At 68.8% G+C, this 22681-nt stretch carries 17 protein-coding genes and 1 pseudogene; 11 read left to right on the plus strand and 7 right to left on the minus strand.

Annotated elements, in window-relative coordinates; all coding sequences use genetic code 11:
* Nucleotides 1-212: 212 nt before the first annotated feature.
* Nucleotides 213-1400, plus strand: a complete 1188-nt coding sequence (locus VGC13_RS04720) for a PDDEXK nuclease domain-containing protein (protein WP_331124058.1) — start codon at nt 213-215, stop codon at nt 1398-1400.
* 103 nt (nt 1401-1503) lie between these two features.
* Here the strand turns inward: VGC13_RS04720 and VGC13_RS04725 are convergent, their stop codons facing one another.
* The 3 genes from VGC13_RS04725 to VGC13_RS04735 form a co-directional block, all read right to left on the minus strand.
* Nucleotides 1504-2499 (minus strand): tetratricopeptide repeat protein, encoded by a 996-nt coding sequence (locus VGC13_RS04725; RefSeq protein WP_331124059.1) that lies wholly within the window; start codon nt 2497-2499, stop codon nt 1504-1506.
* A gap of 10 nt (nt 2500-2509) precedes the next feature.
* Nucleotides 2510-3103: a hypothetical protein gene (locus tag VGC13_RS04730; RefSeq protein WP_331124060.1), complete on the minus strand. Its 594-nt coding sequence runs from the start codon at nt 3101-3103 to the stop codon at nt 2510-2512.
* Between the two features lie 135 nt (nt 3104-3238).
* Complete coding sequence (locus VGC13_RS04735) at nt 3239-4579, minus strand: sigma-54 interaction domain-containing protein (protein ID WP_331124061.1); 1341 nt, start codon at nt 4577-4579, stop codon at nt 3239-3241.
* 276 nt (nt 4580-4855) lie between these two features.
* On the opposite strand from VGC13_RS04735, the gene VGC13_RS04740 reads away from it, so the two are divergent.
* From VGC13_RS04740 to VGC13_RS04760, 5 genes are all read left to right on the plus strand, one after another.
* On the plus strand, nt 4856-5680 hold the full coding sequence (locus tag VGC13_RS04740; RefSeq protein ID WP_331124062.1) for a hypothetical protein: 825 nt from the start codon (nt 4856-4858) through the stop codon (nt 5678-5680).
* A gap of 454 nt (nt 5681-6134) precedes the next feature.
* Nucleotides 6135-7445, plus strand: a complete 1311-nt coding sequence (locus VGC13_RS04745; RefSeq protein WP_331124063.1) for a hypothetical protein — start codon at nt 6135-6137, stop codon at nt 7443-7445.
* Between the two features lie 542 nt (nt 7446-7987).
* The gene (lpdA, locus tag VGC13_RS04750) at nt 7988-9391 is read left to right on the plus strand and encodes a dihydrolipoyl dehydrogenase (protein ID WP_331124064.1); all 1404 of its coding nucleotides are present in this window, start codon (nt 7988-7990) and stop codon (nt 9389-9391) included.
* Nucleotides 9392-9542: 151 nt separating this feature from the next.
* The gene (locus tag VGC13_RS04755) at nt 9543-10472 is read left to right on the plus strand and encodes a tyrosine-type recombinase/integrase (protein WP_331124065.1); all 930 of its coding nucleotides are present in this window, start codon (nt 9543-9545) and stop codon (nt 10470-10472) included.
* Nucleotides 10473-10579: 107 nt separating this feature from the next.
* Nucleotides 10580-11608 (plus strand): hypothetical protein, encoded by a 1029-nt coding sequence (locus VGC13_RS04760; RefSeq protein WP_331124066.1) that lies wholly within the window; start codon nt 10580-10582, stop codon nt 11606-11608.
* On the opposite strand, the gene VGC13_RS04765 is transcribed toward VGC13_RS04760, so the two are convergent.
* On the minus strand, nt 11534-13912 hold the full coding sequence (locus VGC13_RS04765; protein ID WP_331124067.1) for a hypothetical protein: 2379 nt from the start codon (nt 13910-13912) through the stop codon (nt 11534-11536). The two genes, VGC13_RS04760 and VGC13_RS04765, sit on opposite strands and share 75 nt — an antisense overlap.
* 566 nt (nt 13913-14478) lie before the next feature.
* On the opposite strand from VGC13_RS04765, the gene VGC13_RS04770 reads away from it, so the two are divergent.
* From VGC13_RS04770 to VGC13_RS04785, 4 genes are all read left to right on the plus strand, one after another.
* Complete coding sequence (locus VGC13_RS04770) at nt 14479-15528, plus strand: carboxypeptidase-like regulatory domain-containing protein (protein WP_331124068.1); 1050 nt, start codon at nt 14479-14481, stop codon at nt 15526-15528.
* Between the two features lie 594 nt (nt 15529-16122).
* Nucleotides 16123-16245 (plus strand): hypothetical protein, encoded by a 123-nt coding sequence (locus VGC13_RS04775; RefSeq protein ID WP_331124069.1) that lies wholly within the window; start codon nt 16123-16125, stop codon nt 16243-16245.
* 240 nt (nt 16246-16485) lie between these two features.
* Nucleotides 16486-17667 carry a hypothetical protein gene (locus VGC13_RS04780; RefSeq protein WP_331124070.1) on the plus strand — a complete coding sequence of 394 codons (1182 nt, stop codon included), beginning with the start codon at nt 16486-16488 and terminating at the stop codon, nt 17665-17667.
* Nucleotides 17664-19166, plus strand: coding sequence for a hypothetical protein (locus VGC13_RS04785; RefSeq protein ID WP_331124071.1), 1503 nt, complete (start codon nt 17664-17666; stop codon nt 19164-19166). The genes VGC13_RS04780 and VGC13_RS04785 overlap by 4 nt, the downstream gene beginning before the upstream one ends.
* Before the next feature lie 103 nt (nt 19167-19269).
* Here VGC13_RS04785 and mscL read toward each other — a convergent pair whose 3' ends face one another.
* Entirely contained in the window at nt 19270-19716 is a 447-nt protein-coding gene (gene mscL, locus VGC13_RS04790; protein ID WP_331124072.1) for a large conductance mechanosensitive channel protein MscL, read from the minus strand.
* Between the two features lie 439 nt (nt 19717-20155).
* Here mscL and VGC13_RS04795 point away from each other — a divergent pair, with 439 nt between their 5' ends.
* A complete protein-coding gene (locus VGC13_RS04795; RefSeq protein ID WP_331124073.1) occupies nt 20156-21076 on the plus strand; it encodes a hypothetical protein in 921 nt (306 codons plus the stop codon).
* Nucleotides 21077-21668: 592 nt separating this feature from the next.
* Here the strand turns inward: VGC13_RS04795 and VGC13_RS04805 are convergent.
* Both VGC13_RS04805 and VGC13_RS04810 read right to left on the minus strand, forming a co-directional pair.
* Nucleotides 21669-22346, minus strand: a pseudogene (locus tag VGC13_RS04805) (YqjF family protein).
* A 47-nt stretch (nt 22347-22393) separates the two neighbouring features.
* On the minus strand, nt 22394-22558 hold the full coding sequence (locus VGC13_RS04810; protein ID WP_331124076.1) for a hypothetical protein: 165 nt from the start codon (nt 22556-22558) through the stop codon (nt 22394-22396).
* Nucleotides 22559-22681: the final 123 nt, after the last annotated feature.

The following is a 22681-nucleotide window of genomic DNA, read 5'->3' on the forward strand; positions in this document are numbered from 1 at the left end:
GCGGATGCGCGTGTTCACGCTTCACCGGAAGGGCAAACGCGGCTCCGCCCTCCGCGTCCGGCGTCAAGCGGTGATTAGGCGTTGCGCCGCATCAGCTTACGCGAATTCGAGATGTAAGCGCATCGAAAACAGGGTGTCCCGTCGCGGGACACCCTGTTGTTTTGCGGGGCACGCCGGGGACGCGCACGCGGATGCGAACACCCTTGCATGGAATGCCCACTCTGTTCACCTTTGCTGCCGTGGAGTATTTCACATCCTCACCTCATCAGGGAGGGATGGCGATGGGCAGCAGGAAGTCCGCGCTCACCAGAGCCAAGCGTACCGTGCCAGCGGGTGACCCGCCGCTGGCCATCGATCCCGCTCTCTGGGGCGACATCCGTTCGCTGATCGATGACTCACGCAACCACGTCGCGCGCGTCTTCAACGCGGCCATGCTGGTGACGTACTGGAGCGTGGGAGACAGGATCAGACGCGAGGTCGTTGGACAGGAGCGCGCGGAGTACGGAAAACGGCTGATTTCCCGGCTGGCGGAGGAACTGACCATCGCGTACGGCTCCGGATTTTCTCGCTCGAACCTCTTCAACATGCTCCGGTTCTCCGAGACTTTTCCCGATTTTCAGATTGTCCAGTCACTGGCTGGACAATTGGGCTGGACGCACGTCACGCACCTGATCTACGTGCCGGACGCCCTGGCGCGCGAGTTCTACGCACGGATGTGCGTTACCGAGCGGTGGAGCGCGCGCACGCTCCGGCAGAAGATCCAGGGGATGCTCTTCGAGCGGACGGCGATCTCGCGAAAGCCCGAAGCCGTCGCCGTGCAGGAGTTGGAGGCGCTGCGGGACCAGGACCGGATGAGCGCCGACCTGGTGTTCCGCGACCACTACGTGCTTGACTTCCTGGGCCTGAAGGACGCCTACGACGAGCGGGACCTGGAAAAGGCGATCCTGCGGGAGCTGGAACGGTTCATCGCGGAGTTGGGGACGGACTTCACCTTCGTCGCGCGGCAGAAGCGAATGACGATCGACGGGGTGGACTACCGGCTTGACCTGCTCTTCTTTCATCGCCGGCTGCGGCGCCTGATCGCCATCGACCTGAAGCTGGGCCGCTTTCACGCGGGGGACAAAGGGCAGATGGAGCTGTACCTGCGCTGGCTGGAGAAGAACGAATGCCGGCCGGGAGAGGAGTCGCCGCTGGGCCTCATCCTCTGCGCCGGCAAGTCGCAGGAGCACGTGGAGCTCCTGCAGCTGGAACAAAGCGGGATCAGGATCGCGGAGTACGTTACCGAGTTGCCGCCGCGGGAGATCCTGGAGCAGAAGCTCCACGCCGCCATCACGGCCGCGCGCAGGCGCATCGACCCGGACCCGCCGGCGCCCGTATCCGCTACACTCTCAACGACTTAGCTCTACCGCTGAACTGTCCAGTCACTGGCTGGACAATTCAAACCAGATCCTGAAAAAGAATAATCGTACGCAAAAAGGTGTTGTCCTCCCGACCTGCTTGGACCTACAGCTCCCGGGCGATCACGGCGACGGCCTCGGCCTCGGCGGTGGCGCCCAGGCGGGCGAAGTGCTCGGCGGACTCGGTCAGCGCCTCGCGGGCAGCCACCCCGTCGCCGCGGTCGCGAAACAGAAGGCCGCGGTCGCGCTGCACCTCCGCCAGCAGCAGCGACTCGGAGTGTTCGCGGGCCACGCGCAGCGCCTCGTCCAGGTGCGCCGCGGCCTCGTCCATCCGCTCTTCCATCACCGCAGCGCCCGCCAGCACGCGGATGGCGTTGCCCACGCCCACCGGGTCGCCGATCCCCTGCGCGCGGCCGCGGGCCCGTTGCGCCAGCGAGGCCGCCAGCGGCGCGTCGCCCGCCCGCAGGCGCAGCACCGCGCGCTCCGTCTCGGCGATGGCGGCCACGCGGTCGCTGCCCTCCGCCTCGGCCAGCTCGATGGAGCGCCGGAAGTGCCCGTCCGCCTCGCGGTCGAAGCCCAGGTCGCGGTACGAGATCCCCAGGTTGTTGTGCGTCTCGGCGATCCCCAGGCGGTTGCCCAGCCGCTGGTACGCCGCCAGCGCGCGCTGGTAGTAGGTGAGCGCCAGGTCGCGCTGCCCCCGGACGTTGCTCACCACGCCCAGGTTGTTGCTGGCGCGGGCCGAGAACTCCTCGTCGCTCCAGCGCGACGCGTGCTCCAGCAGCGCCTCGAAGCGCGCCTGCGCCTGGTCGGCGTGCCCCGTCTCGAAGAGAATGTTGCCGATCAGGTTCACCGTCTCGCCGCCCAGCCGCCAGTCGCCGCGGCGGCGCGTCTCCGGCTCTACCTTGAGCGCCACCTCCAGCGCCCGCTCCGGCCGCCCCACGTGCCGGCACGCCGCCGCGTAGGCGTAGCCCACCTCGGGCTCGGCCAGCAGCGCCTCTTCGCTCAGCTGGTCGCCGGAGCTGGCCAGCAGCATCCACGCGCGCCGCGCGCGCAGCTCGCGGGCGGCGTCGCGGTCCAGCGGGGTGACGGGAGAAGTGGACACGCGGGAGCGCTCAGTTTCCGCCGGCCAGGGCGTAGCGGGTAAATCCGTCGATCTCCGCGCGCACCTCGGTCACGTCGTGCACGCGCGCGCTGGCGATGCGCTCCCAGCTCTGGCCCGGCATCTCCTGCCGCCACCAGCCGAACTCGAAGTCCTCGTCGTCATCGTCCACCTCGCCGTCGCCGTTGAAGTCGGGGTGGGCGAACTGGTAGTTCACGCGCAGCTCCGCCGGCTCGGCGAAGCGCAGCCCCGCCGGCTGGAACTCGAAGTTGAAGTAGCCGCTGTCCGCCACGCGGATGCGGATGGTGATGGTGTCGCCCTCGTTCATCCGCATGCCGTTGGGGCGGCGGGTGAGCGCGTCGTCGTCCAGGCGAAAGCGCAGGCACTCCTCGCCGTTCGCGTAGTCGATGCGCACGTCGTGGTCCTCACCGGCGACCGCGACGAACGAGATCTCGTTCACCGCCAGCGGCGGCGCGCCGGCCGCCGGCCGCAGGAACACCAGCTCCTCGCCCGGCACCGGGCCGCCGCCGCCGCCGGGATCTTCGCACGCGGCCAGCGCCGCGGGGAGCAGAAGACAGAGGGCACGGCGAAACAGTCGATTGCTCATGGGGATCTTCACTTCGACGGAAAGGATGCGGAACGCCGTTCTGCGGCACGGGGGGGCAACCCCCGCGCCGGGCGGAAACCCGCATGGATCCTGGATCCTGCCGATGCGCCGGTGTCCCCCGCCGGGACGGGTGTCTCATTCCGGGTCATCTGTTCCCTCCAGCAGGCGGTACAGCCGCGACCGGCTGATCCCCAGCGCGTCCGCCGCCGCGCTCTTGTTTCCATCCACCCGCTCCAGCATGGCGAACGCCGCCGCCCGCTCGATCTCGTCCAGCGTGGCGGGGAACGGCAGCGCGCCCTCCGTGTCCCGCGGCAGCGCGGCGGGGGCGGATCCGTGGAACAGGTCCGCCGGGTCGATCTGCCCATCCCCCAGCAGCACGGCGCGCTCGAGCCCGTTGCGCAGCTCGCGCACGTTCCCCGGCCAGGGGTGCGAGAGCAGCGCCCGCCGCAGCTCCGGCGTCACCGCGGGGACCGGAAGGCCGTACTGGGACGAGAGGGTGCGGAGAAAGTGCTCCGCCAGCAGGATGACGTCGTCGCCGCGGGCGCGCAGGGGGGGCAGGTGGATGGGGATGACGCTGAGCCGGTAGTACAGGTCCTCGCGAAACTCCCCGCGCGCCACCGCGGCCGCCAGGTCCACGTGCGTGGCGGCGACCACGCGCACGTCCACCGTGCGCCCGCGCAGCGCGCCCACCCGCCGCACCTCCTTTTCCTCGAGCGCGCGGAGGATCTTGCCCTGCAGCGTCAACGGCAGGTCGCCGATCTCGTCCAGGAACAGCGTGCCCCCGTCCGCCGCCTCGAACAATCCGGGCTTGGCCGTGCGCGCGTCGGTGAACGCGCCCTTCTCGTGGCCGAACAGCTCGCTCTCGATCAGGTTGGCGGGGATGGCGTTGCAGTTCAGGTCCACGAACGGGGCGGCGGCGCGCGGTCCGTTGTAGTGGATGGCCTGCGCCATCAATTCCTTGCCCGTCCCCGTCTCGCCCGTCACCAGCACGGTGGCCCTGCCGTGGGGGATGATGCGGGCCGCGCGGTCCAGCGCCGCGCGCAGCTGCTGGCTGCGGCCGATGATGCGGGTAAAGTCGAACGCCTGCCGCTCGGCCGCGGCCAGCCGCCCCCCCGCCGCCTGCGCCTCGCGACGCCGCGCGCGCTCGCCTACCTCGTCGCGCAACGCCTGCACGTCGCCGGGAAGGGCGAAGTAGTCGGCGGCGCCGGCGCGGATGAGCGCCGCCGCCAGCCGGTGGTCCGCCCGCGCGCCCACCACCAGCGGCGCAGGAACGCCGGCCGCGGCCAATTCGCGCAGCACCGGCTCCGCTTCTTCCTCCACCCCGGCGACGGAGAGCACCACCGCCACCGCGTCGCCCGCGGGGCCCAGCTCGCCCGCGGACTCGGCGACGACGGCCTGCGCGCCCACCGCCGCGGCCAGCTCGGGCCACAGGGCGGAGAACGATTCGCTGCGGGCGACGACGGCCAGGATGCTCAACGACGGGAATGCCGCGGGAGGGAATGCGGACGGCCGGGGGATGGTGTCCGGCGCGACAGACGAAAACCGCGTGACTGTAGCGATTCGAGACAATACACCTCCCGCTTCCGAAGCGCCAGCCCCGGATCCCGCGCGGCGAAAGCGCAGGCGGGACAAGGGATATCGCCGCGTCGAGGACGGCGCCGAGGCGCCCGGCACCGGCCCTGCCTTTCCTCCCGCCGAGAGCGCGCCGGATGTTTCTCCGGCGCCCCGCGACCAGACACGCACGGAGTCCTGATGTCGATGCACCGCACCTTTGCCGCGGCCGCCACGCTGCTGGCCCTGTCCGCCTGCTCCGAGAACCCCGCCGGCGGCCCCGGTGGCGGCGACGCCCGCGTGCAGCTGCGCTTTGGCGTGGCGGGCGGCCCCGCGCTCGCCTCCAGCGCCCGCCTGCAGACCGGCGGCACGGACGCGCTCACCGTCACCGGCGCCAACGGCACCCTGCGCATCGACGACCTGCGCATGGTGGTGGCCGGGTTCGAGCTCAAGGGCGACGACGACGTGAACACCTGCGGCGACGACGCCGGCGCCGCGGACGACTGCGACGACTTCAACGCCGGGCCCATGTTCATCGACCTTCCCCTGGCCGGTGGCTCCGTTCCCATCGCCAGCGGCGACGTGCCGGCGGGGACGTACCGCGAGGTGGAGTTCGAGGTGGAGGACCTGGACGACGACGAGGAAAACCCGGCCGAGCGCGCCCGCATCGAGCAGCTGTGGCAGCAGATCCGCGCGCAGTTCCCCGACTGGCCGCGCGACGCCAGCCTGCTGGTCACCGGCACCTTTACCCCCGCGGGCGGCCAGCCGCAGACGTTCCGCGCCTACGTGGAGGCGGAGATCGAGATCGAGACGGAGCTGAGCCCGCGCCTGGTGGTGGGCCAGGGCGAAAGCCGCACCGTCGACGTGCTGCTGGACCCGGCCTCCATCTTCCGCAGCGGCGGCAACGTGCTGAACCTGGCGCAGTCGTCCGGCCGCAGCGAGCTGGAGATCCGCATCGAAAACGGCTTCCACGGCCACGGCTCCGGCTCCAGCTCGGGCTCCGGCGGCGGAAGGGGCGACGACTGATACCGAATCCGGGAAAGCAACACCTTTGGGTACAGAGGAACAGAGTCAGACAGAGGAACCTGGCTGATATTTCAGCTCGCTTTCTCTGTCTGACTCTGTTCCTCTGTACGATCATTCTTTTTCAGGATCCGGTATGAGTCTCCACCCCCCGCGGAAGAACAGATTTCAGGGCGGGAGAACGCGGAGGGCAAGAAGAGGACGCGGAGGATGGCTTCATCCGCGTCCTCTTCCGTTTTCTTCCGCCTCCTCCGCGTATTTGAATCCTTTTTGGAGGAAAACGCGTCCCAATCGGTGGGACCGGCACGCCGCACCGGCGCACCCGGAATCCCGCGGATTCCGCCCAACCAGCTGATGCTGAACGACTTGGAGGAACGCACGACTCAGGCTTGTGGCTTGCGATGCTGTTACGTCGTGCTGTATCAGCTTGCCTAATTCGATGCCAAGAGGCTTATCCATGGCCACTGCCCTGAACCGCGCCACGTCCGGAACGCCGCACCCGGTTTCGCCGAACCCGTCAGGCCCGGTCTCGCCGGCTCCGCAGTCCGACGCGCCCTCGCTGCTGGAGCGCTACCGGGTGGGCTACCAGCGCAGGGTGACGGTGCACGTGGACCAGCGGCTCAAGGCGTTGCGCGGGGTGCGGGCGCTGCAGGGGCTGGCGCCCGACCGCCGCGCGCAGGTGCTGGTGGGAATGCGGCGCCTGCAGTGCCAGCTGGCCGGCATCGTGGTGCGCAAGGCCGACGCGATGACGGCGCTGCTGCGCGTGAGCGTGGTGCTGCTGGCCCTGTACTACGCGTTCTGCATCCCCTTTTTCGTGCGCGGGCTGATGCCGGGGCAGGTGGCCGAGCGCCCGTACGTGCCGGGAATCGCGGCGCTCCTGGTCTGTGCCGGCCCGGTCGCGCTGCTGGCCCGGCGGGCACGGCGGCAGTGGGGCGCCCGCAGGCTTACGGGAACGCTGGCCGCGGCGTTCTACCTGGGCTACTTCTTTGCCGCCATCGCCGTGAACCGGCAGGACTTCACGGCCGGCGCGCTGCGATCGCTGGGCTTCATGCTGCTGTACGGCCTGGGGCTGGTGGTGCTGGGCGCGTCGGCGCTGTGGTGGGGAATGCACCTTACCGAGCACTGGTGGGACCGCCACGCCAGCGCGCGCCACCCGGACGCCGTGATGGCCGACGAGTTCCTGCGCATCCTGGAGACGGTGGAGAACTCCCCGGCCGAGTGGGGCCACCTGCGCGGCCGCAACCGGGTGGTGCGCTCACTGGAGCGTGCGGCGCGCTGCCTGGAGCGCAACCTGCCCAGCCGGCTGCGGGGGCAGGACGCGGAGACGGACCGCTGGCTGCGCGAAAAGGCCGCGGCGCAGGCGGCCGCCCTGCGCGGGCTCAAGCGGTGGGTGCTGGTGCCCAAGCCCGACACGCGCGAGCACTTCATCCAGCGCGTGGCGCAGGACCTGGTGCGCACCGCCGTGGGCGACTGGGACGGGCTGGAGTGCGGCCAGCCCCGGGTGGCGCGCCCCTCCCTGGTCCTTCGCGCCGCGCAGATGGCGGGCACCCTCGCCGCCCTGGGCGTGATGGCGATCGTGGCGCAGGGGCTGATCGGGCACGTGGGGCCGCTGCTGGGCGTGCTGCAGCCGCTGGCGTTTGCGCTGGTCCCGGTGCTGGGGCCGCTGTCCGTCTGGGCCGTCATCCGCATGGTGAACCCCGGGATTCTCGGCGAGCTGCCCCTGATCCAGCAGCTGCAGGCCATCTTCGTCCGCCGCGACAGGGTCTGATCGGCAGGCGGCTTCCGTCACCGCGATGTTCGAGGCGTCGCCGAGATCCTGCCCTACAGAGCCCCGCGCAGTTTGCGGGGCTTCCCGCTTTTCCAGCCGCGGGTTCACCCGCCCGGGACGATGCAGGCCGGCGACGCACCCGCCGTTCCGCCCCGACCGTCTGGATCCGCCGCGCCCACCCCGCCGAACAGGCGAATGAATTCGCGGCTGGAACCACGCGATGTCGGCCTTCGCCGACGGGTGTGCGCCGACGGCATGCTGATGTGTGCTGGTGAAGCCCGCACAGTTGTGCATCCCAGTCCACACCCGGCCGACGCTCGACCGGCACCCATCTCGACACTCGACCTACACCCATCCCCTCCCCTCGCCGCGCGGCGGTTCGCGCGAGGATGAGGCGAAGGAAGAGACCGGGAGTGCCTCCGCCGTTGCTCCCCCGCCCTGCCCCGCGTAGTTTGCTCCGCCCGCCGCCCGGCCGCGCACGTTCAATGCATCGGGCCGGGCGCCGGCATACTGCTGCAAACTCGCATCGGCTGAGGTGAGCGTTGGCGGACAACAGCTTCGACATCGTGGTGATTGGCGCAGGGCCCGGCGGCTACGTGGCCGCCATCAAGGCCGCGCAGCTGGGATACAGGACGGCGTGCGTCGAGGAAGGCAACCTGGGCGGGGTGTGCCTGAACATCGGCTGCATTCCCACCAAGGCGCTGCTGGAAAGCGCGGCCATGATCACCCACCTGGGGCACGCCAAGGAATTCGGCGTGACCGTGGGCGAGATCAAGACCGACATGGCCCAGGCCGTCAAGCGCTCGCGCCAGGTCAGCGAGCGGCTGGTGAAGGGGATCGGGTTCCTGTTCAAGAAGAACAAGGTGACCCACGTGGCCGGCCGCGGTCGCCTGGCCGGCAAGGGGCAGGTGGAGGTGACGGGCAAGGACGGCAAGACGCAGACGATCAGCGGCAAGCACGTCATCATCGCCACCGGCTCGCGCCCGCGCGACCTGCCGTTCCTCAAGATCGACCATGACCGCGTGTGGGACTCCACGGACGCCATGATGTCCAAGGAGGCGCCGAAGACGCTGGCCATCATCGGCGCGGGCGCCATCGGCTGCGAGTTCGCCGACGTGTACGCCGCGTTCGGCACGCAGGTCACCATCATCGAGATGGCCGACCGCGTGCTGCCGCTGGAAGACCGCGACTGCAGTGCCGTGGTCGAAAAGAGCTACCGCAAGCGGGGGATGAAGGTCCTGACCGGCGTAAAGCTGGAAAAGGCCGAGATCGGCGCGAACGGCGTCACCCTCACCATCAGCGACCCCAAGGGCGGCACACAGACGGTGGAGGCCGAGCGCGTGCTGAGCGCCATCGGCCGCGCACCGCTCGTGGAGGACATCGGGCTGGAGGCGGCGGGCATCAAGATGACCGACCGCGGCTTCATCGCCGTCGACCGGCAGATGCGGACCAACGTCGAGGGCGTCTACGCCATCGGCGACGTGGCGGGGCCGCCGCTGCTGGCGCACAAGGGCAGCCACGAGGGCGTGGCGTGCATCGAAGCCATCCACGGCGACCCGCACGCCGGCATCGACTACGCCAACATCCCCAACTGCACCTACTGCCACCCCGAAGTCGCCTCCGTGGGGCTTACGGAGGAGCAGGCGCTGGCGCAGGGGATGGACATCCAGGTGGGCGTGTTCCCCTGGACTGCCAACGGCCGCGCGCTCACGGCGGGCGACACCGACGGGTTCGTGAAGGTGATCCGCGACAAGCGCTACAGCGAAGTGGTGGGCGCCCACATCGTGGGTCCGCACGCCACCGAGCTGATCGCCGAGTTCGTCGTGGGCCGGCACCTGGAAACCACGGTGGAGGAGATGGACCGGGCCATGCACCCGCACCCCACCCTTTCCGAAGCCGTCGCCGAAGCCGCGCTCGCCGCCCTCGGCCACGCGCTGCACATCTAGCCGCGCGCCGACGCACCGCCCATGACGCCAAGGCCGGCTCCGGACACGCTCCGGGGCCGGCCTCGGTGCTTTGCGCGCGCGTGAGCGGCCAATCGTCCACGGCGCGCACTTCCACAGCCGCCACCGTGTTCGCCCTTTCCGGAACTGCCGAATGACCGTCGCGGAGGCGATCGCCAGCTTTCTCTTCCACTGCCAGTACGAAAAGAACCTGAGCCCCAAGACACTGGCCGCCTATGAGACGGATCTGCGGCAGTTCACATCGGCCGTGCTGCCCCTCGCGGTGGACGACGTCTCACTGCTGGGGAAGTCGGAGCTCCGTGGCTACATCCAGCAGCTGTTCGAACCGTACAGAGAAAAGACGGTCAAGCGGAAAGTGGCCACCCTCAAGGCGTTCTTCGGCTACCTGGAGCGCGACGGCACCATCGATGTCACCCCTTTCCGCAAGATGGAGGTGAAGATCAAGGAAACCAGGCGCGTGCCCCGTACAATTCCCTTTCAGGAGGTGGAGAGGCTGTTCCAGTATCTCTACGCGCAACGGAGCGCGGGCTTGCCTTCCGGGGTGGACGGATTCGTCCTGCTTCGCGATACGGCCGTTCTGGAAGCCATCTTCGCCACGGGTGCACGCGTCTCGGAGGTCTGCCACCTCGGAATGGACGACATAGACTTACACGAAGGCTGGATTCGGATCCTTGGTAAAGGGGCGAGGGAGCGGGTCGTGCAAATCTGCGATCACTCCATCCTCGCCGCATTGGAAACCTACCGCGCCTGCCGCGACGTGGTTGCGCCCCGCGAAGCGTACTTCTTCCTCAATCGCCAAGGACGCCGGCTGTCAGAGCAGGCGGTTCGGGCGCTGCTGCGGCACCATGCTTCGCAAGCCGGCGTCGACGGGCCCGTGCGACCACACCTGCTCCGCCACTCCGTCGCTACGCTGCTGCTGGAGGAGGGAGTAGACATCCGCCACATCCAGCACCTGCTGGGGCACAGTTCAATCGCGACCACACAGATCTACACCCACGTGAACGCCCGCAACCAGCGCGAGGTGCTAACGGCAAAGCACCCGCGGCGGCGGCTGCATTGCTGAGAACGTTGCCAACACCTGACGCTCGCTTGCGGAACGAAAACGAAACTCCATATTGAATGTCTCCTCCGTTCTGCCTCAGTTCAAAGCCCGATAACTAGGAATTATTCATGCCGATCGCTCGCGACCCTCGTGGCATGCTGCACGTCGAGAATCCCGAGAGCATTCGCATCCTCTTCATGGCGCCGTACGCGCCGGATGCTCCGGACTACCAGATGAACCCGTACACGGGAGACGGAACATACCCCGAGTACCACTACAAGACCTTTCAGCGGCTGCAGCGGTTGGGGTTTCGCGTGGACTCGACATCCAAGCCTTATACGGTAGTCCATGCCGGTGGCGCGGTAGACTACGTCTTTTCGCTGTACAACCGGATGCCGATCCGGAATTCTGAGGTGTTCGTGTCCGCGTACTGCGAGTACCTGAACATTCCGTACCTTGGCGCACCGCCGAACGTTCGGGCTGCGGCAGAAGACAAGTACATCTCCAAGGTTCTGGCACAGTCGGCCGGAATCCCGGTTCCCCGAGGCGTCCCCTACCATCGAAATACTACGCCACTGGAGCGGGAGCCGTTTCCCGGACCCTATTTCATCAAGGACCGGTTCGGCGCTGCATCGGAACGGATCACCACGGACAGCCGTCAGAGCGACTGGAGTGGTGCGCGCAGAGTCATCGAGTGGTTGTGGGACGAGGGCACGGATGCGCTGGTCGAGGAATATACCGACGGTATCGACATCACCGTGCCCATAATCGGCGATTCGGCTCCCCGGCGGCTCGGAGTTTTCGAGCCGGTTTCCGACCAGCCCGGGCGCATTCTTACGCACGACCTCAAGCTCACGGACCACTTGGGCTATCGCGAACTCTCGCTGGACGCGGAGTGGTTGTCCGCGGACGTGCTCCGATTGTGGAGGGCACTTGGCCCGATCGACTACTTTCGCATCGATTACCGGTTTAACCCTGTCACGGGAGAGCGGCGCTTCCTCGAACTCAACATCTGCTGCTACATCGGCGAGCAGGGCCCGTTCGGACTGTCGGCGGAGCGCGACGGATCGAGCACCGACGCACTATTGGGCCATGTGGTCGCGTACAGCCTTCTCCGGCAGCAGAGGGGCGGAGAGGTACGAGAGCGGGTTCTGTGACCAGTACTGGAAGTAGTCATAGCTGAGGAAGTCCGGAAGCGAGTCGCGCGTAATCGCCGAAGCGCGCGCGCCCGCCAGCATCCGGTCGAGGCTGCCGGTTCCGGCCCAGAACCCCGCGTGTCGAGCGGCGTCTACGTAGTGTTCGAACCGGCTGTCCCGTGCGCCGCACGCCTTCTCGACCGCCGCCGCGTTGACGTTCGCGCGGTACGCGGCTTCGGGCAGGTGCACGTCCGCCACGCGGCGGGTGACCTCCCTCATCCGCACGCGTGCGGCCTCGGCGTTGCCTGACATGACTTCGGCAAAGGCCAGTGCGGACTCCATGATGGATCGCGGAAAATCGAACGCAGAGATCGCGATCATCTTGGTCAGGTGGGTGGTCGCTCTTTCCACCTGACGTGTAAGCAGCAGCGCCGAGCCCAGATTGGCACCGACCTCTTCCACGTGCTGCGTTCCGAACTGAGCCAGCGATTCAAACGCCTTCTGGAACGCGGGCAGGGCACTGGCGGCGCTCTGGGCGGCGGGACGGCTGGTGCCGGTGAGCGCGCCCTGGTTGTTGAGCGTGGTGTAGCGTCCAAAGTCGTCCTGCTGCTGCTCGAACACTCCCGCCGCTTCCGCCAGGATGGCGGTCGCACGAGCCGTATCGCGGCCATCCCCCCAGAAGTAAACGGCCGCGCAGTTGCGCAGCGCGTACCCGCGGTTGCGCGCAAGGCGCAGGTGTGGACGGCTGCGTTCGAAGACCGCGCGCGCCCGGCCCAGTTCTCCATCGTGCAGCAGCCCGGACACGAGATACGAGGTCAGGAGCGCGAACTCCTCCGGCGTCGTCTCCGGCTCCGCGAGCAGCATCTGGATCTCGCCTTCGGCGGCGGCATGGGCGCGGACTCGGTTCAGCGTGATCGCATGGATGATGCGCAGCACGCGCACGCGCTGCCAGTACTCGGGTCCGAGTGCGTCCAGCATTTCCAGCGCACGCTGAAAGTCCTGGACGGAGACGTAAAAGGCCAGCAGCGTGTAGATGTCCGGCACGGAAGCGGGGGTGCTTTCCCCCGTCGCCCGCTTGACATAATGCTCCGCGGCTGCCAAGTCGGCCTGTGCGAGGCTGATCCGTACCAGGTCGAAAGCCCGTTGGGACACGGACGCCGGATCGACCTGCTTGGCCAGCCTGTACAGCAACGCACCATATGCACTCTGCGAGTGCCGGGGGCTCCGGATCTCCTCAACAGTCTTGAAGTGCGCGTACAGTTCCTGGGCCGCAACCAAGTCGGCGAACCCGGGCACCGACTGGCGCGCCGCCCGGTCCTGTCCGGGAGCGATCTCCACCTCATCGCCAAGCCAGTGTGAGCGGATGACGATCAGCTTCATCCGGTCCAGCGCGCCTAGCGCCTTCTGCACCGCCGGTTCAGGCTCCGCCAGTCGAGGGGACTTGAGGACCAGGCCCAGGATGTCGTCACGGCGCAATGGCTGCCCCGCCACCAGCAGGTAGCGGAGAATTTCCTGCTCTAGGACACTGGGTGGCGTAGAGTTAAGGTCCTCGCGGCGCAGCACCGCAATGATGCGGCTGATGCTCCCTTCCGTGACGCGAAGCAACTGCCCGGATTCCGCATCCGGCAGTGGCACACGGAGCGCGGACGCGATCTGAGAGACGAACTTCTCGTCGGGCGCGGGAAAGTCCATCGTATCGACGCCAAGCCCGTACGACCGTAGGCGCTGATCAAACGCATCGAGCGCCACCCGATTTTCACTGCCGGCGACGAACGACAGCACGAAGCGGACGTGCTCGTATCGTTCAGAGTAGACCGTGTTCAGGATGTTGAGTGACTGAGGCTTGATCTCCTGCGCGTTGTCTACCAGAAACAGCACCGGGCGCTTCCAGCGCTTTGACCGGATGAGCCGTGCAAAGCGTTCCGACGGTGTCGATGCATATGCGGTAGTCGCCACTTTGGGCACGATCGCTCCAAGAGTGGGACCAATGGAGGGTCCCCAGGTTGCAGACAGTACGAGCGCGATGATCCGCATCAGCCCGTCGCCCAGTTCGCGCAGAATGCTGAGCGCCTTCCAGCGCAGCAGTTTTCTGTCCTCCAGCCTGTCAAAGAACTTCCGGAAGATCACTTCTGGATCGCTTGACCCGCAGTCAACGTATACCGCGAACGTTTTGGGGTTCACCCTCTGTGTTTCGTGCTCCAGGTGTCGCAGGAAGAACGTAACACCGACGTCCCGCTTGGTAGAGAGCACGAGGCAGCGCTTGCTTGTACCGATCCGTTCGGAACAGAAGTCCTGAACGGACCGCTTTTCCTCGAAGCGGTTCACGAAGTGGAGCGTAGGGTCGCGAAACGGCGGAGGCTTACCGCGGGAGCGACTCATAATTCCTAGTTATCACCGCACCCCACCCGCTCCGAAGCCGTGGCCGAAGCCGCGCTCGCCGCCCTCGGCCACGCGCTGCACATCTAGCCCGCGCGCCGACGCACCGCCCATGACGCCGAGGCCGGCTCCGGACACGCTCCGGGGCCGGCCTCGTCTCGTGTAGCACGCACCCCAGGCGGCGAACATAGGAATGACCCGAGAACGCCGCCCGGCTACACGGCCAGGCGGCGGTTTTTGACGTTTCCTTCTGCGGCGGGAGGCCCCATCCACCGATGACATCGGGGCATGGAAGAACTCGACGGCGCACAGATCGCGCGCATTTAGAGACGCTTATTGTGCATTCGAAGGCTAGGCGCTATACTCGTTTAGCGCCTGTATTCACCTATACAGACGTAGCTTCTTCCGGGTCGGCGGCCGCCCCTCTGGCCGTACGATCCACCCTTCACATCCCACTCCTCGGGGGACCCATGAAGATCAGTTGGAGACGTGACAGTCAGCGGAGCGCGGCGCGGATGCTCGCGCTGGGGGCGCTGCTGCTGGGCGGCGCGGCCGCCTGCGAGCAGGTGGCCAGCCCGGAGTTCGAACCCGCGGCCAACGTGGCCAGCGCCGGCGACATCGGGGGCACGGTGGTGAACCTGCAGGGGCAGCCGGTGGCCGGCGCGCTGGTGAGCACGCCCGGCGGCGCGCAGACCACCACCAGCACCTCCGGCTCGTTCCTTCTGGCGGGGCTGCCCGCCACGTCGCGCCTGGCGGTGTCGGTGAACGCGCCGGGATACGACGGCACCACGGCGATCTACGAGGTGCGCTCGGGCGTGCTGCTCACGCGGCCCATCCGCATTCAGCCGCTGGCGCCGCCGGTGGTGTTTTCCGCGGGCGCGGGCGGCACCGTGCCCATCGCGGGCGGCGGGCAGGTCGTCATCCCCGCCAACGCCTTCCCGGTCTCGCCGGCCACGCCGGTGACGGTGCGCGCCACCTACATCGACCCCGGCAACCCGGTGCAGTTCAGCACCGCGCCGGGCGACTTTACGGGCCGCACCTTCGCAAACAACATCGTACAGATCGAGTCGTTCGGCATGCTGAGCGTGGACGTGCGCAACCCGCAGGGGCAGCGGCTGGACCTGTCGCCCGGGCAGCAGGCCGCCCTCCAGTTCCCGGCGAGCGGCGGCACCGCCCCGGGCACCCGGCCGCTGTGGCGCTTCGACGCGTTGCAAGGAATCTGGGTGGAAGAGGGACAGGTAACGGTCACGCCCACCACGCAGAACACCACGGTTTCCACGCTGGCGCCGCAACGCAACGTGGACGTGCGGTTCCCCCCGGAGTGCATCTCGGTGCAGGTGCTGTTTTCGAACATGGTCACGCCGCGCGCCAACGAGTTCGTGAACGCCGCGGGCATCAGCTACGCGGGGGGCACGGGCGGATGGACGAACGGCAACGGCATCGTGCAGCTGCAGGTGCGTGCGGCGTCGCAGGTGCTCCTTCGGTCGGGCACCGCGCAGCAGACGGTGACCACGCCGGCCCCGGGCACCCTGGGCTGCCCCCTGGTGGCGACGCTCGCCTTCTGATCGGGGATCGCCAGACCCCGGCGGGATGAAGGACGATGACGAAGAGGCCGGCCCCGGACACGCTCCGGGGCCGGCCTCGGTGCTTTCTGCCTGCGGCGCGGGCTGATCCTGCGCCAGTTCTTGACAACGGCGCCAGCATTCCCGGTGAGGCGGCGCCTCCACGACTGCCGCCGACCTCGTGTCCCATCCTCTGGTTCATTCCTTCCGATCCGCCCTCACGCCTCGTTACGTACAATCTCTGGTAAGATAAAGATGCACAATAGTTTGTACATCGCCATCCCAGGTTCGTCCATCGCTCGGGAATCCGGCATATCCGTTGCCTTGGCCGTGGTGCAGCCGGGCATGCGGAACGTGATGTGTCCGGCGGCATCTCACAATCGACAAAACACAACGGACCTACATGTACCTGACCGACATTCCCAACGTGAGCGACCCGTTCGCTCCGCTGCCCCTTCCGGGCGAAGATCCCGGCGTGAAGCGCAACGAGATCCCGGATCCGCCGCCCGAGGAAAACAACTGACGCACGGCGGAAAGCGACCAGGCATCCGCGCGCTCCGCGTCGGATTGCATCCATACATCGAGGAAACAAAACCCATGTACGTATCGACCATTCCCGACGTGAGCGACCCGTTCGCTCCACTGCCCCTTCCGGGTGAAGAGCCCACCGTGAAGCGGGACGAGATTCCCGATCCGCCGCCCGAGGAGAACAAGGGCTGAGCGGATCGGCCGAGACAGTGAATCATCGCGGGACCGGCGGAGGAGCCGGTCCCGCGTTTTCACCTCCAGCGCCTGCGGGGGAAACATCCGCACCGCAGGGGCGTACACAGCGGCACACGCGAGCACGAACATTTTCGGGCTCTCCCACGTCCAACGTCGGAACCCCGCCGTCCGCGTGTTCCGCGGTGCGCCATCCGCTCCGCGTCTTTTCCGAACCCTCCCGCAGCATCCCCGGACTTCATGCAGACCACCGCCACCCTCCACGCCCCCCCACGCGCGCCCGCACGGGCGGATGCGTGGGCCGCCGCGTCCGTGCCCTGGCACGTGTACGCGGTGCTGTTCGCGTCCACCAGCGTCATCATCGGCGTGCTGTGGGACATCTCGTGGCACCAGAGCATCGGGCGCGACACGTTCTGGTCGTATCCGCACATGGCCATGTACCTGGGCGGCGTGGTGAGCGGCGTGGCGTGCGGATGGCACGTGCTGCACACCAGCTTCGCGGGGACAGCGGAGGACAAGGCCGGGACGGTGAGCTTCTGGAAGTACTTCCACGGCTCGCTGGGCGCGTGGGTGTGCATCTGGGGCGCCATCGCCATGCTTACGTCGGCGCCGTTCGACGACTGGTGGCACAACGCCTATGGGCTCGACGTAAAGATCCTGAGCCCGCCGCACGCGGTGCTGGCGCTGGGAATTCTGGCCATCCAGATGGGCGCCATGCTGATGGTGCTGGCGCTGCAGAACCGCCATGGCGACGCGCGCGTCTTTCGCTGGATGTACGCGTACGCGGCCGGGCTGGTGCTGCTGAACCTGGGGACGATGATCAGCGAGTACACCTGGCGCTGGGCCCAGCACGGCATGCTGTTCTACCAGGTGGTCGCGGGCGCCATCCCGCTGGTGCTGGTGGCGCCGGCGGTGGCGGGGCGGCTGCGCTGGCCGGCGACGGCGGCCGCCGCCTCGTACACGGGCGTGCTGCTGGCGCTCACCTTCATCCTCCCCCTCTTTCCCGCGGAGCCGCGGCTGGCGCCGGTGCGCTACGACATCGACCGGATGATGCCGCCGCAGTTCCCGCTGCTCCTCATTGTCCCCGCGCTGGCGCTGGACCTGGCGCTGCGGCGCTGGGGCAGTCGCAAGAAGGGATGGATGCTGGCCGGCGTGCTGGGCGCGGCGTTCGTGGCGGCGTTCTTCATCGCCCAGTGGCCGTTCGCGAACGTGCTGAACTGGCTGGCGACGCGCGAGACGATCCTGAGCCAGCACCTGCGTCCGTACATGATCGGCGAGGGGATCCTTTCGCGCGGCGAGTTCTGGAGCGCGGCGTCGGGAATGGCGGTCGTGCGCGGGCTGGGGATCGCGGCGGTGCTGGCGATCCTTTCCGCGCGCGTGGGGCTGGGATGGGGGAACTTCATGGCGAGGGTGAAGCGATGAGCATCGTCATCCCGCGCCTGGCCCGGCGCCTGGCCGCCACCCTGGGCGCCGTTGCGGCGATGGCGCTGCTGGCGGCGCACGTGGGAAGCCCCAACGTGTTCTACGAGGGAGCCGCCGGGCCGTATCCCGTGCGCGTGGTGGTGCGGCCGCCGGGGGTGATTCCCGGGCTGGCGGAGATCTCCGTCCGCGTTCCGCAGGGCCAGGTGCGGCGGGTGACGGTGCGCCCCGTCCGCTGGGACCTGGGAACGCAGGGCGCGCCGCGCGCGGACGAGGCGCGTCCCGTGGCCGGCGAGCCGCGGCTGTGGAGCGCGGAGCTGTGGTTCATGGACTTCGGCTCGTACAGCGTGCACGTGGCGGTGGAGGGCGCGGCCGGCGCGGGCACGGTCATCGTCCCCGTCCCCGCCGTGGCCACGCAGACGCTGGGGATGAAGCGCGGAATGGCGTTCGGCCTGGCCGGCCTGGGCGTCTTTCTCTTCGTCGGCGCGCTGACCATCGTGGGCGCGGCGGTGCGCGAGTCGGTGCTGCCGCCGGGCGAGGTGCCCGACGCGGGCCGCCGCCGCCGCTCGTGGATCGCGCGCGCGGTCGCCGTCCCCGTGCTGGCGCTGGCGCTGCTGGGCGGCAGCCGCTGGTGGGACGCGGAGGACCGCGCCTACGCAAACAACCTGTACTCCGCGCCGGAGACGGAGGCGTCGGTGGCGGCGGTGGATGGCGAGCGGGTGCTGACGCTGGCGGTCACGGACAGCACCTGGACGCGCTTCTCGCCGCTGATGCCGGACCACGGCAAGCTGATGCACATGTTCCTGGTGCGCGAGCCGGCGCTGGACGCGTTTGCGCACGTGCATCCCGTCCGCGCGGACTCCGCCCGCTTTCAGCTGACCGTGCCGGCGGAGCTTCCCGCGGGGACGTACCGGGTGTACGCGGACGTGGTGCACGAGAGCGGGTTTCCGCAGACCTTCGTGCAGAAGGTGGCGGTCCCCGCCGCGGCGCGGGCCGGCGCGGTGATCGCGAAGGATGCGGACGACTCGTGGCGGGTGGGCGGCGGCGAGGCGGGACGGACGGCGCGTCTGGAGGACGGATCGACGATGACGTGGGAGCGGGATGCGCAGCTGGCCGCCGGGCGCGAGACCACGCTGCGCTTTCGCGTGGCGGACCCGGCCGGCGCGCCCGCCGCGCTGCAGCCGTACATGGGAATGCTGAGCCACGCCGCCGTGTCGCGCGACGACGGTTCGGTGTTCGTGCACCTGCACCCGGCCGGCAGCGTGAGCGCCGTGGCGCAGCAGCTGTTCGCGCAACGCGAGCGCGGCGACACCACGCGCACGGCGGACGGGACGCTGGTGATCCGCGCGCCGGTGGACCACGCGATGCACGCGGCGGGCGCGCAGCCGGGCGTGGTCTCGTTTCCGTACGAGTTTCCCAGGCCGGGACGCTACCGCATCTGGGTGCAGATAAAGCGCGAGGGCCGCGTGCTCACCGGTGCCTTCGACGCGGACGTGCGCTGATCCGCATCCACCGAAAAAGATTTGGCCTCACACAGAGTCAGCAGAGTCAACGGAGTGCAAGCTCCTCTGTTGACTCTGCTGACTCTGTGTGAGGCCTTCTCTTTCAGGTCGCCGCGGTGAGCTCGGAGGTGCAGGCGGGGCAGCGCAGGGCGGCCAGGTGAATGCGCGAGCGGCAGAAGGGGCAGTCCTTTTCCATGGGCGCGGGCGGCGGCGCGGCGTTCAGCGCGCGCAGGCGCGTGTACGAGCGCACCAGCAGGAACACGGCAAAGGCGGTGATCAGAAAGGTGATGACGTTGTTGATGAACAGCCCGTAGCTCACGATGGGCGCCCCCGCCTCCACCGCCGCCGCGCGCGAGGCAAAGTCGCCGCGGCCCAGGTTCAGGTACATCTCGCTGAAGTTCACGCCGCCCGTCGCCATGCCGATGGGGGGCATCAGGATGTCGTCCACGAACGACTTGACCACCGTGGCGAACGCCGCGCCGATGATGATGCCCACGGCCAGGTCCAGCACGTTGCCCCGGGAGATGAAAGTGCGAAAATCGTTGATCACGGCGTTGCTCCGTCTGGTGTGAACCCGCGCTGACGTGTGAAAGGTATGCCGCGTACGTCCGTCCACCGCAACCATTTCCCGTTCGCGTCCCATCCGCCCGCTGTCCCTCCTCCGCCCCCGTTGTACCAGTTGCGCCCCGATCCGCGTAGCAGCGGAAATAGTTCCCGGTGCGCCGCATCGTCATCCAAACACTCGATTTACGGGGGGTTAGCCGCGCCTCCCACTCCGCCGGGCCGCGACGGCGCGTGCGGCACGCGGGGTGCCCTGTCCCGCGTCCGTCCGGCCGCGCATTTCCGAACCGCGAGCCGGCCGCGGCACCACGCCGACCCGTCGAAACGGGCCGGCGTTTCGTATACGCCGCGCCCCAGCCGTCCCCGCGCGTACGCCGGGGACGATGAAAGATACCGGTCCGCGAGACCCGTGACCGTTGAGGTTCTAGATGATGTCGACGCTGGAGAGAAGACCGAGGGCGCACGCCGCGCCCCCGCCGGACCGCTGGCTGCGGGGGCTGGACGCGGAGCTGCGCGCCCTTGCCATGCTGCAGCAGGCCGAGGCGGAGGCCGCGCACAACCAGGCGCAGGCGGCGGCGCTGTCCAAGGCCGCCCGGGCCGAGATGCACTACCGCACGCTGGGGATGGACGTGGCCGGGATCGCCGCGTTCCACCGCACGCTGGCCAGCGAGGACGCGGCCGCGCGGATGGCGCTGCGCCAGGCCACCGTGCCCCCCGCGCGGCAGTTCGACGCCCTGGGACGGGGCGACGACCGCGAGTGGATCGCCGGCTCCGAGCACGGGCGGTGTCCCCACCCCATCCGGCTGGAAAGCGACCACGTGCTGCGCCGGTCGGCCTCGGCGCGGGGAACGGGGACGGGGTGGTTCGGCAGCGGGACGGAGCAGGCGTGCCATACGGACTTCTGGCACTTTCCCTGGACGCCCGCCGTCTCCGGGTGGTACACCTTCCGCCCGGTGGTCACGTTTTCGGGGCTCTACATCGTCCAGGCGGCGCACGACTTCTGGACGTCGAAGGAGGCACGCGCCGCCATCCGCTTTACCCTGCACCACTGGCAGGGCGTGTGGAAGGTGCCCGCGCGGCCGGACCCGCCCGGCGCCGCGGGCACCCTGTGGGAGCGCGGCGGGACGAACGTAAGCGAGTGCGTGGGGATGAACTGGGAGCACGTCCCGTCCGGCCCCGGCATCCGCACGGTGCCGTTCACGGCGGGCGAGCCGGCGCTGATCTCGGTGCAGCTTACCCTGCACGCCACCGCCCGCGGTGAGGGCTCGTTCGCGGAGGTCGGCGCCGCGGGCGAGGGCGGCGCCCTGGCCTGCCGCAGCCTGCTGGGTGCGTATACGCTCGGGCGGTGAGGCGCAGGCAGGCGCCTTTCGATTGCAGGCGAGATTGACTTCCTGAGGGAGGCGCCGCGCTGGATTCTTCCGTACCACGGGAGTCCGGGCGCCGACCGAAGGACCTCGCCAGCAGAACCGCGGGGCCGGCTCCACGTCATAAGCTGGCCCCGCGGCGGAGCAGAGTAGATCCTTCGATCGCGCGCGGGCGGTTGTGTGGAATCGGGTTACGCGTGGTGCGCTCCCGGAATGGAAAACCCCGGACCCCACCCTGGTCTGTCATTCCGAGGGAGCGCCCGCCCGGCACCTTATCCAACCCACAGAACCCGGTGCGCGACCGAGGAATCTACTTTCCGTTTTCGCGTGGCCTGCTGCGATGCCCCGAACTGGCCCTGTCTGGCGGTTTCGCCGCCGCGGCGATTGTGCGGGCTGCCGCGTCCGGCCTCGCGCGAGCCGACAGTAGATTCCTCGGCCCTGCAACCTGCACCGCGATCGTCCTACTGCAGTGTGGGCGGGCCTCGGAATGACGGTCCCGTCTTCGTCTATCGGGGTGCGGCGAGCGTCGCTGGCCCCAAGAGCGCGCTTCCACGGCGAAGCAGGCTCAGCGCGTGGATCAGGCCAGCCGCCGGCCCTTCCGCACGATGATCGCGGAGCCGTCGGCGACCAGCGCGGAGCGGGGAGGGGCGGAGAGGGGCTCCGCGAAGGCGGGCCCGTACAGCGCCGCCACGTCGCACTCCAGCACGGCGGATTCCGCGCGCCACACCCTCCAGCGCGGGTGCTCCACCTGGTACTCCACGGTGCCGCCGTCGCGCTAGCGGGCGTAGCCCCAGTAGTGCTCGGTGATGAACTCCTCCTCCGAGCCCTCCGCCAGCGGCCCCGCCGGCCCGCGCACCGCCGCCCGCACGGCGCACCACCGCCCGCCCGTGCGCCATCCGTACTCCACCGTCCCGCCGGACTCCGCCGACACGTCCAGCCGGTGGCGCATGGGGAGGGCGACGTAGTTCTCGCCGTACAGCACGCGCGCCACCGCCGCGATGGCGAACCGCGGCACGATCTCCTTTACGAACACCACGCCGCGCCGCCACCCCTCCGGCCCCCTCCGCCGCACGTAGAAGCGCAGGTTCAGCTCCTCGAAGTCGCGGTGAAAGGGGATGGGAATGCCCAGCACGCGCGTGTCCAGGAACATGAATCCCACCACGCTGGCGTACGTCACGCCGCCCCACGCGTCCAGCTCCGTCCCGGCGGGGACCAGCGGGCGCAGCAGGGCGGCATCCACCTCGTAGTTCAGCATGGCCAGCCAGCGCCACTGCGCCGTCAGGAAGGGCGCGGCCACGGCAGTCACGGTGTGGTCTGCTTGCCTTCCACGTTCTCCCCCGGCGCCATGCCTTCCAGCGCCTCGACCACGGCGGAGTCGGGGGACGCATCCGCATCGTCCGCCACGTCGGCCCCGGAGGCGCAGCCCGCCACCAGCGCGGCGCAGGCAAGCAGGAGGCTTCGCTTCATCGTCCGCTCACAGGATCGAAAGGTCTACGCACAGGTGGATACGGCCGCCGTCCCCTTCGCAAAAAGCGGGCGGGGGATGGATGGCCGGCGTCGGTCGATGCCTCTCCGCGAACGACCGGGAGG

The sequence above is a fragment of the Longimicrobium sp. genome, assembly GCF_036399255.1.
Lineage (GTDB): Bacteria > Gemmatimonadota > Gemmatimonadetes > Longimicrobiales > Longimicrobiaceae > Longimicrobium.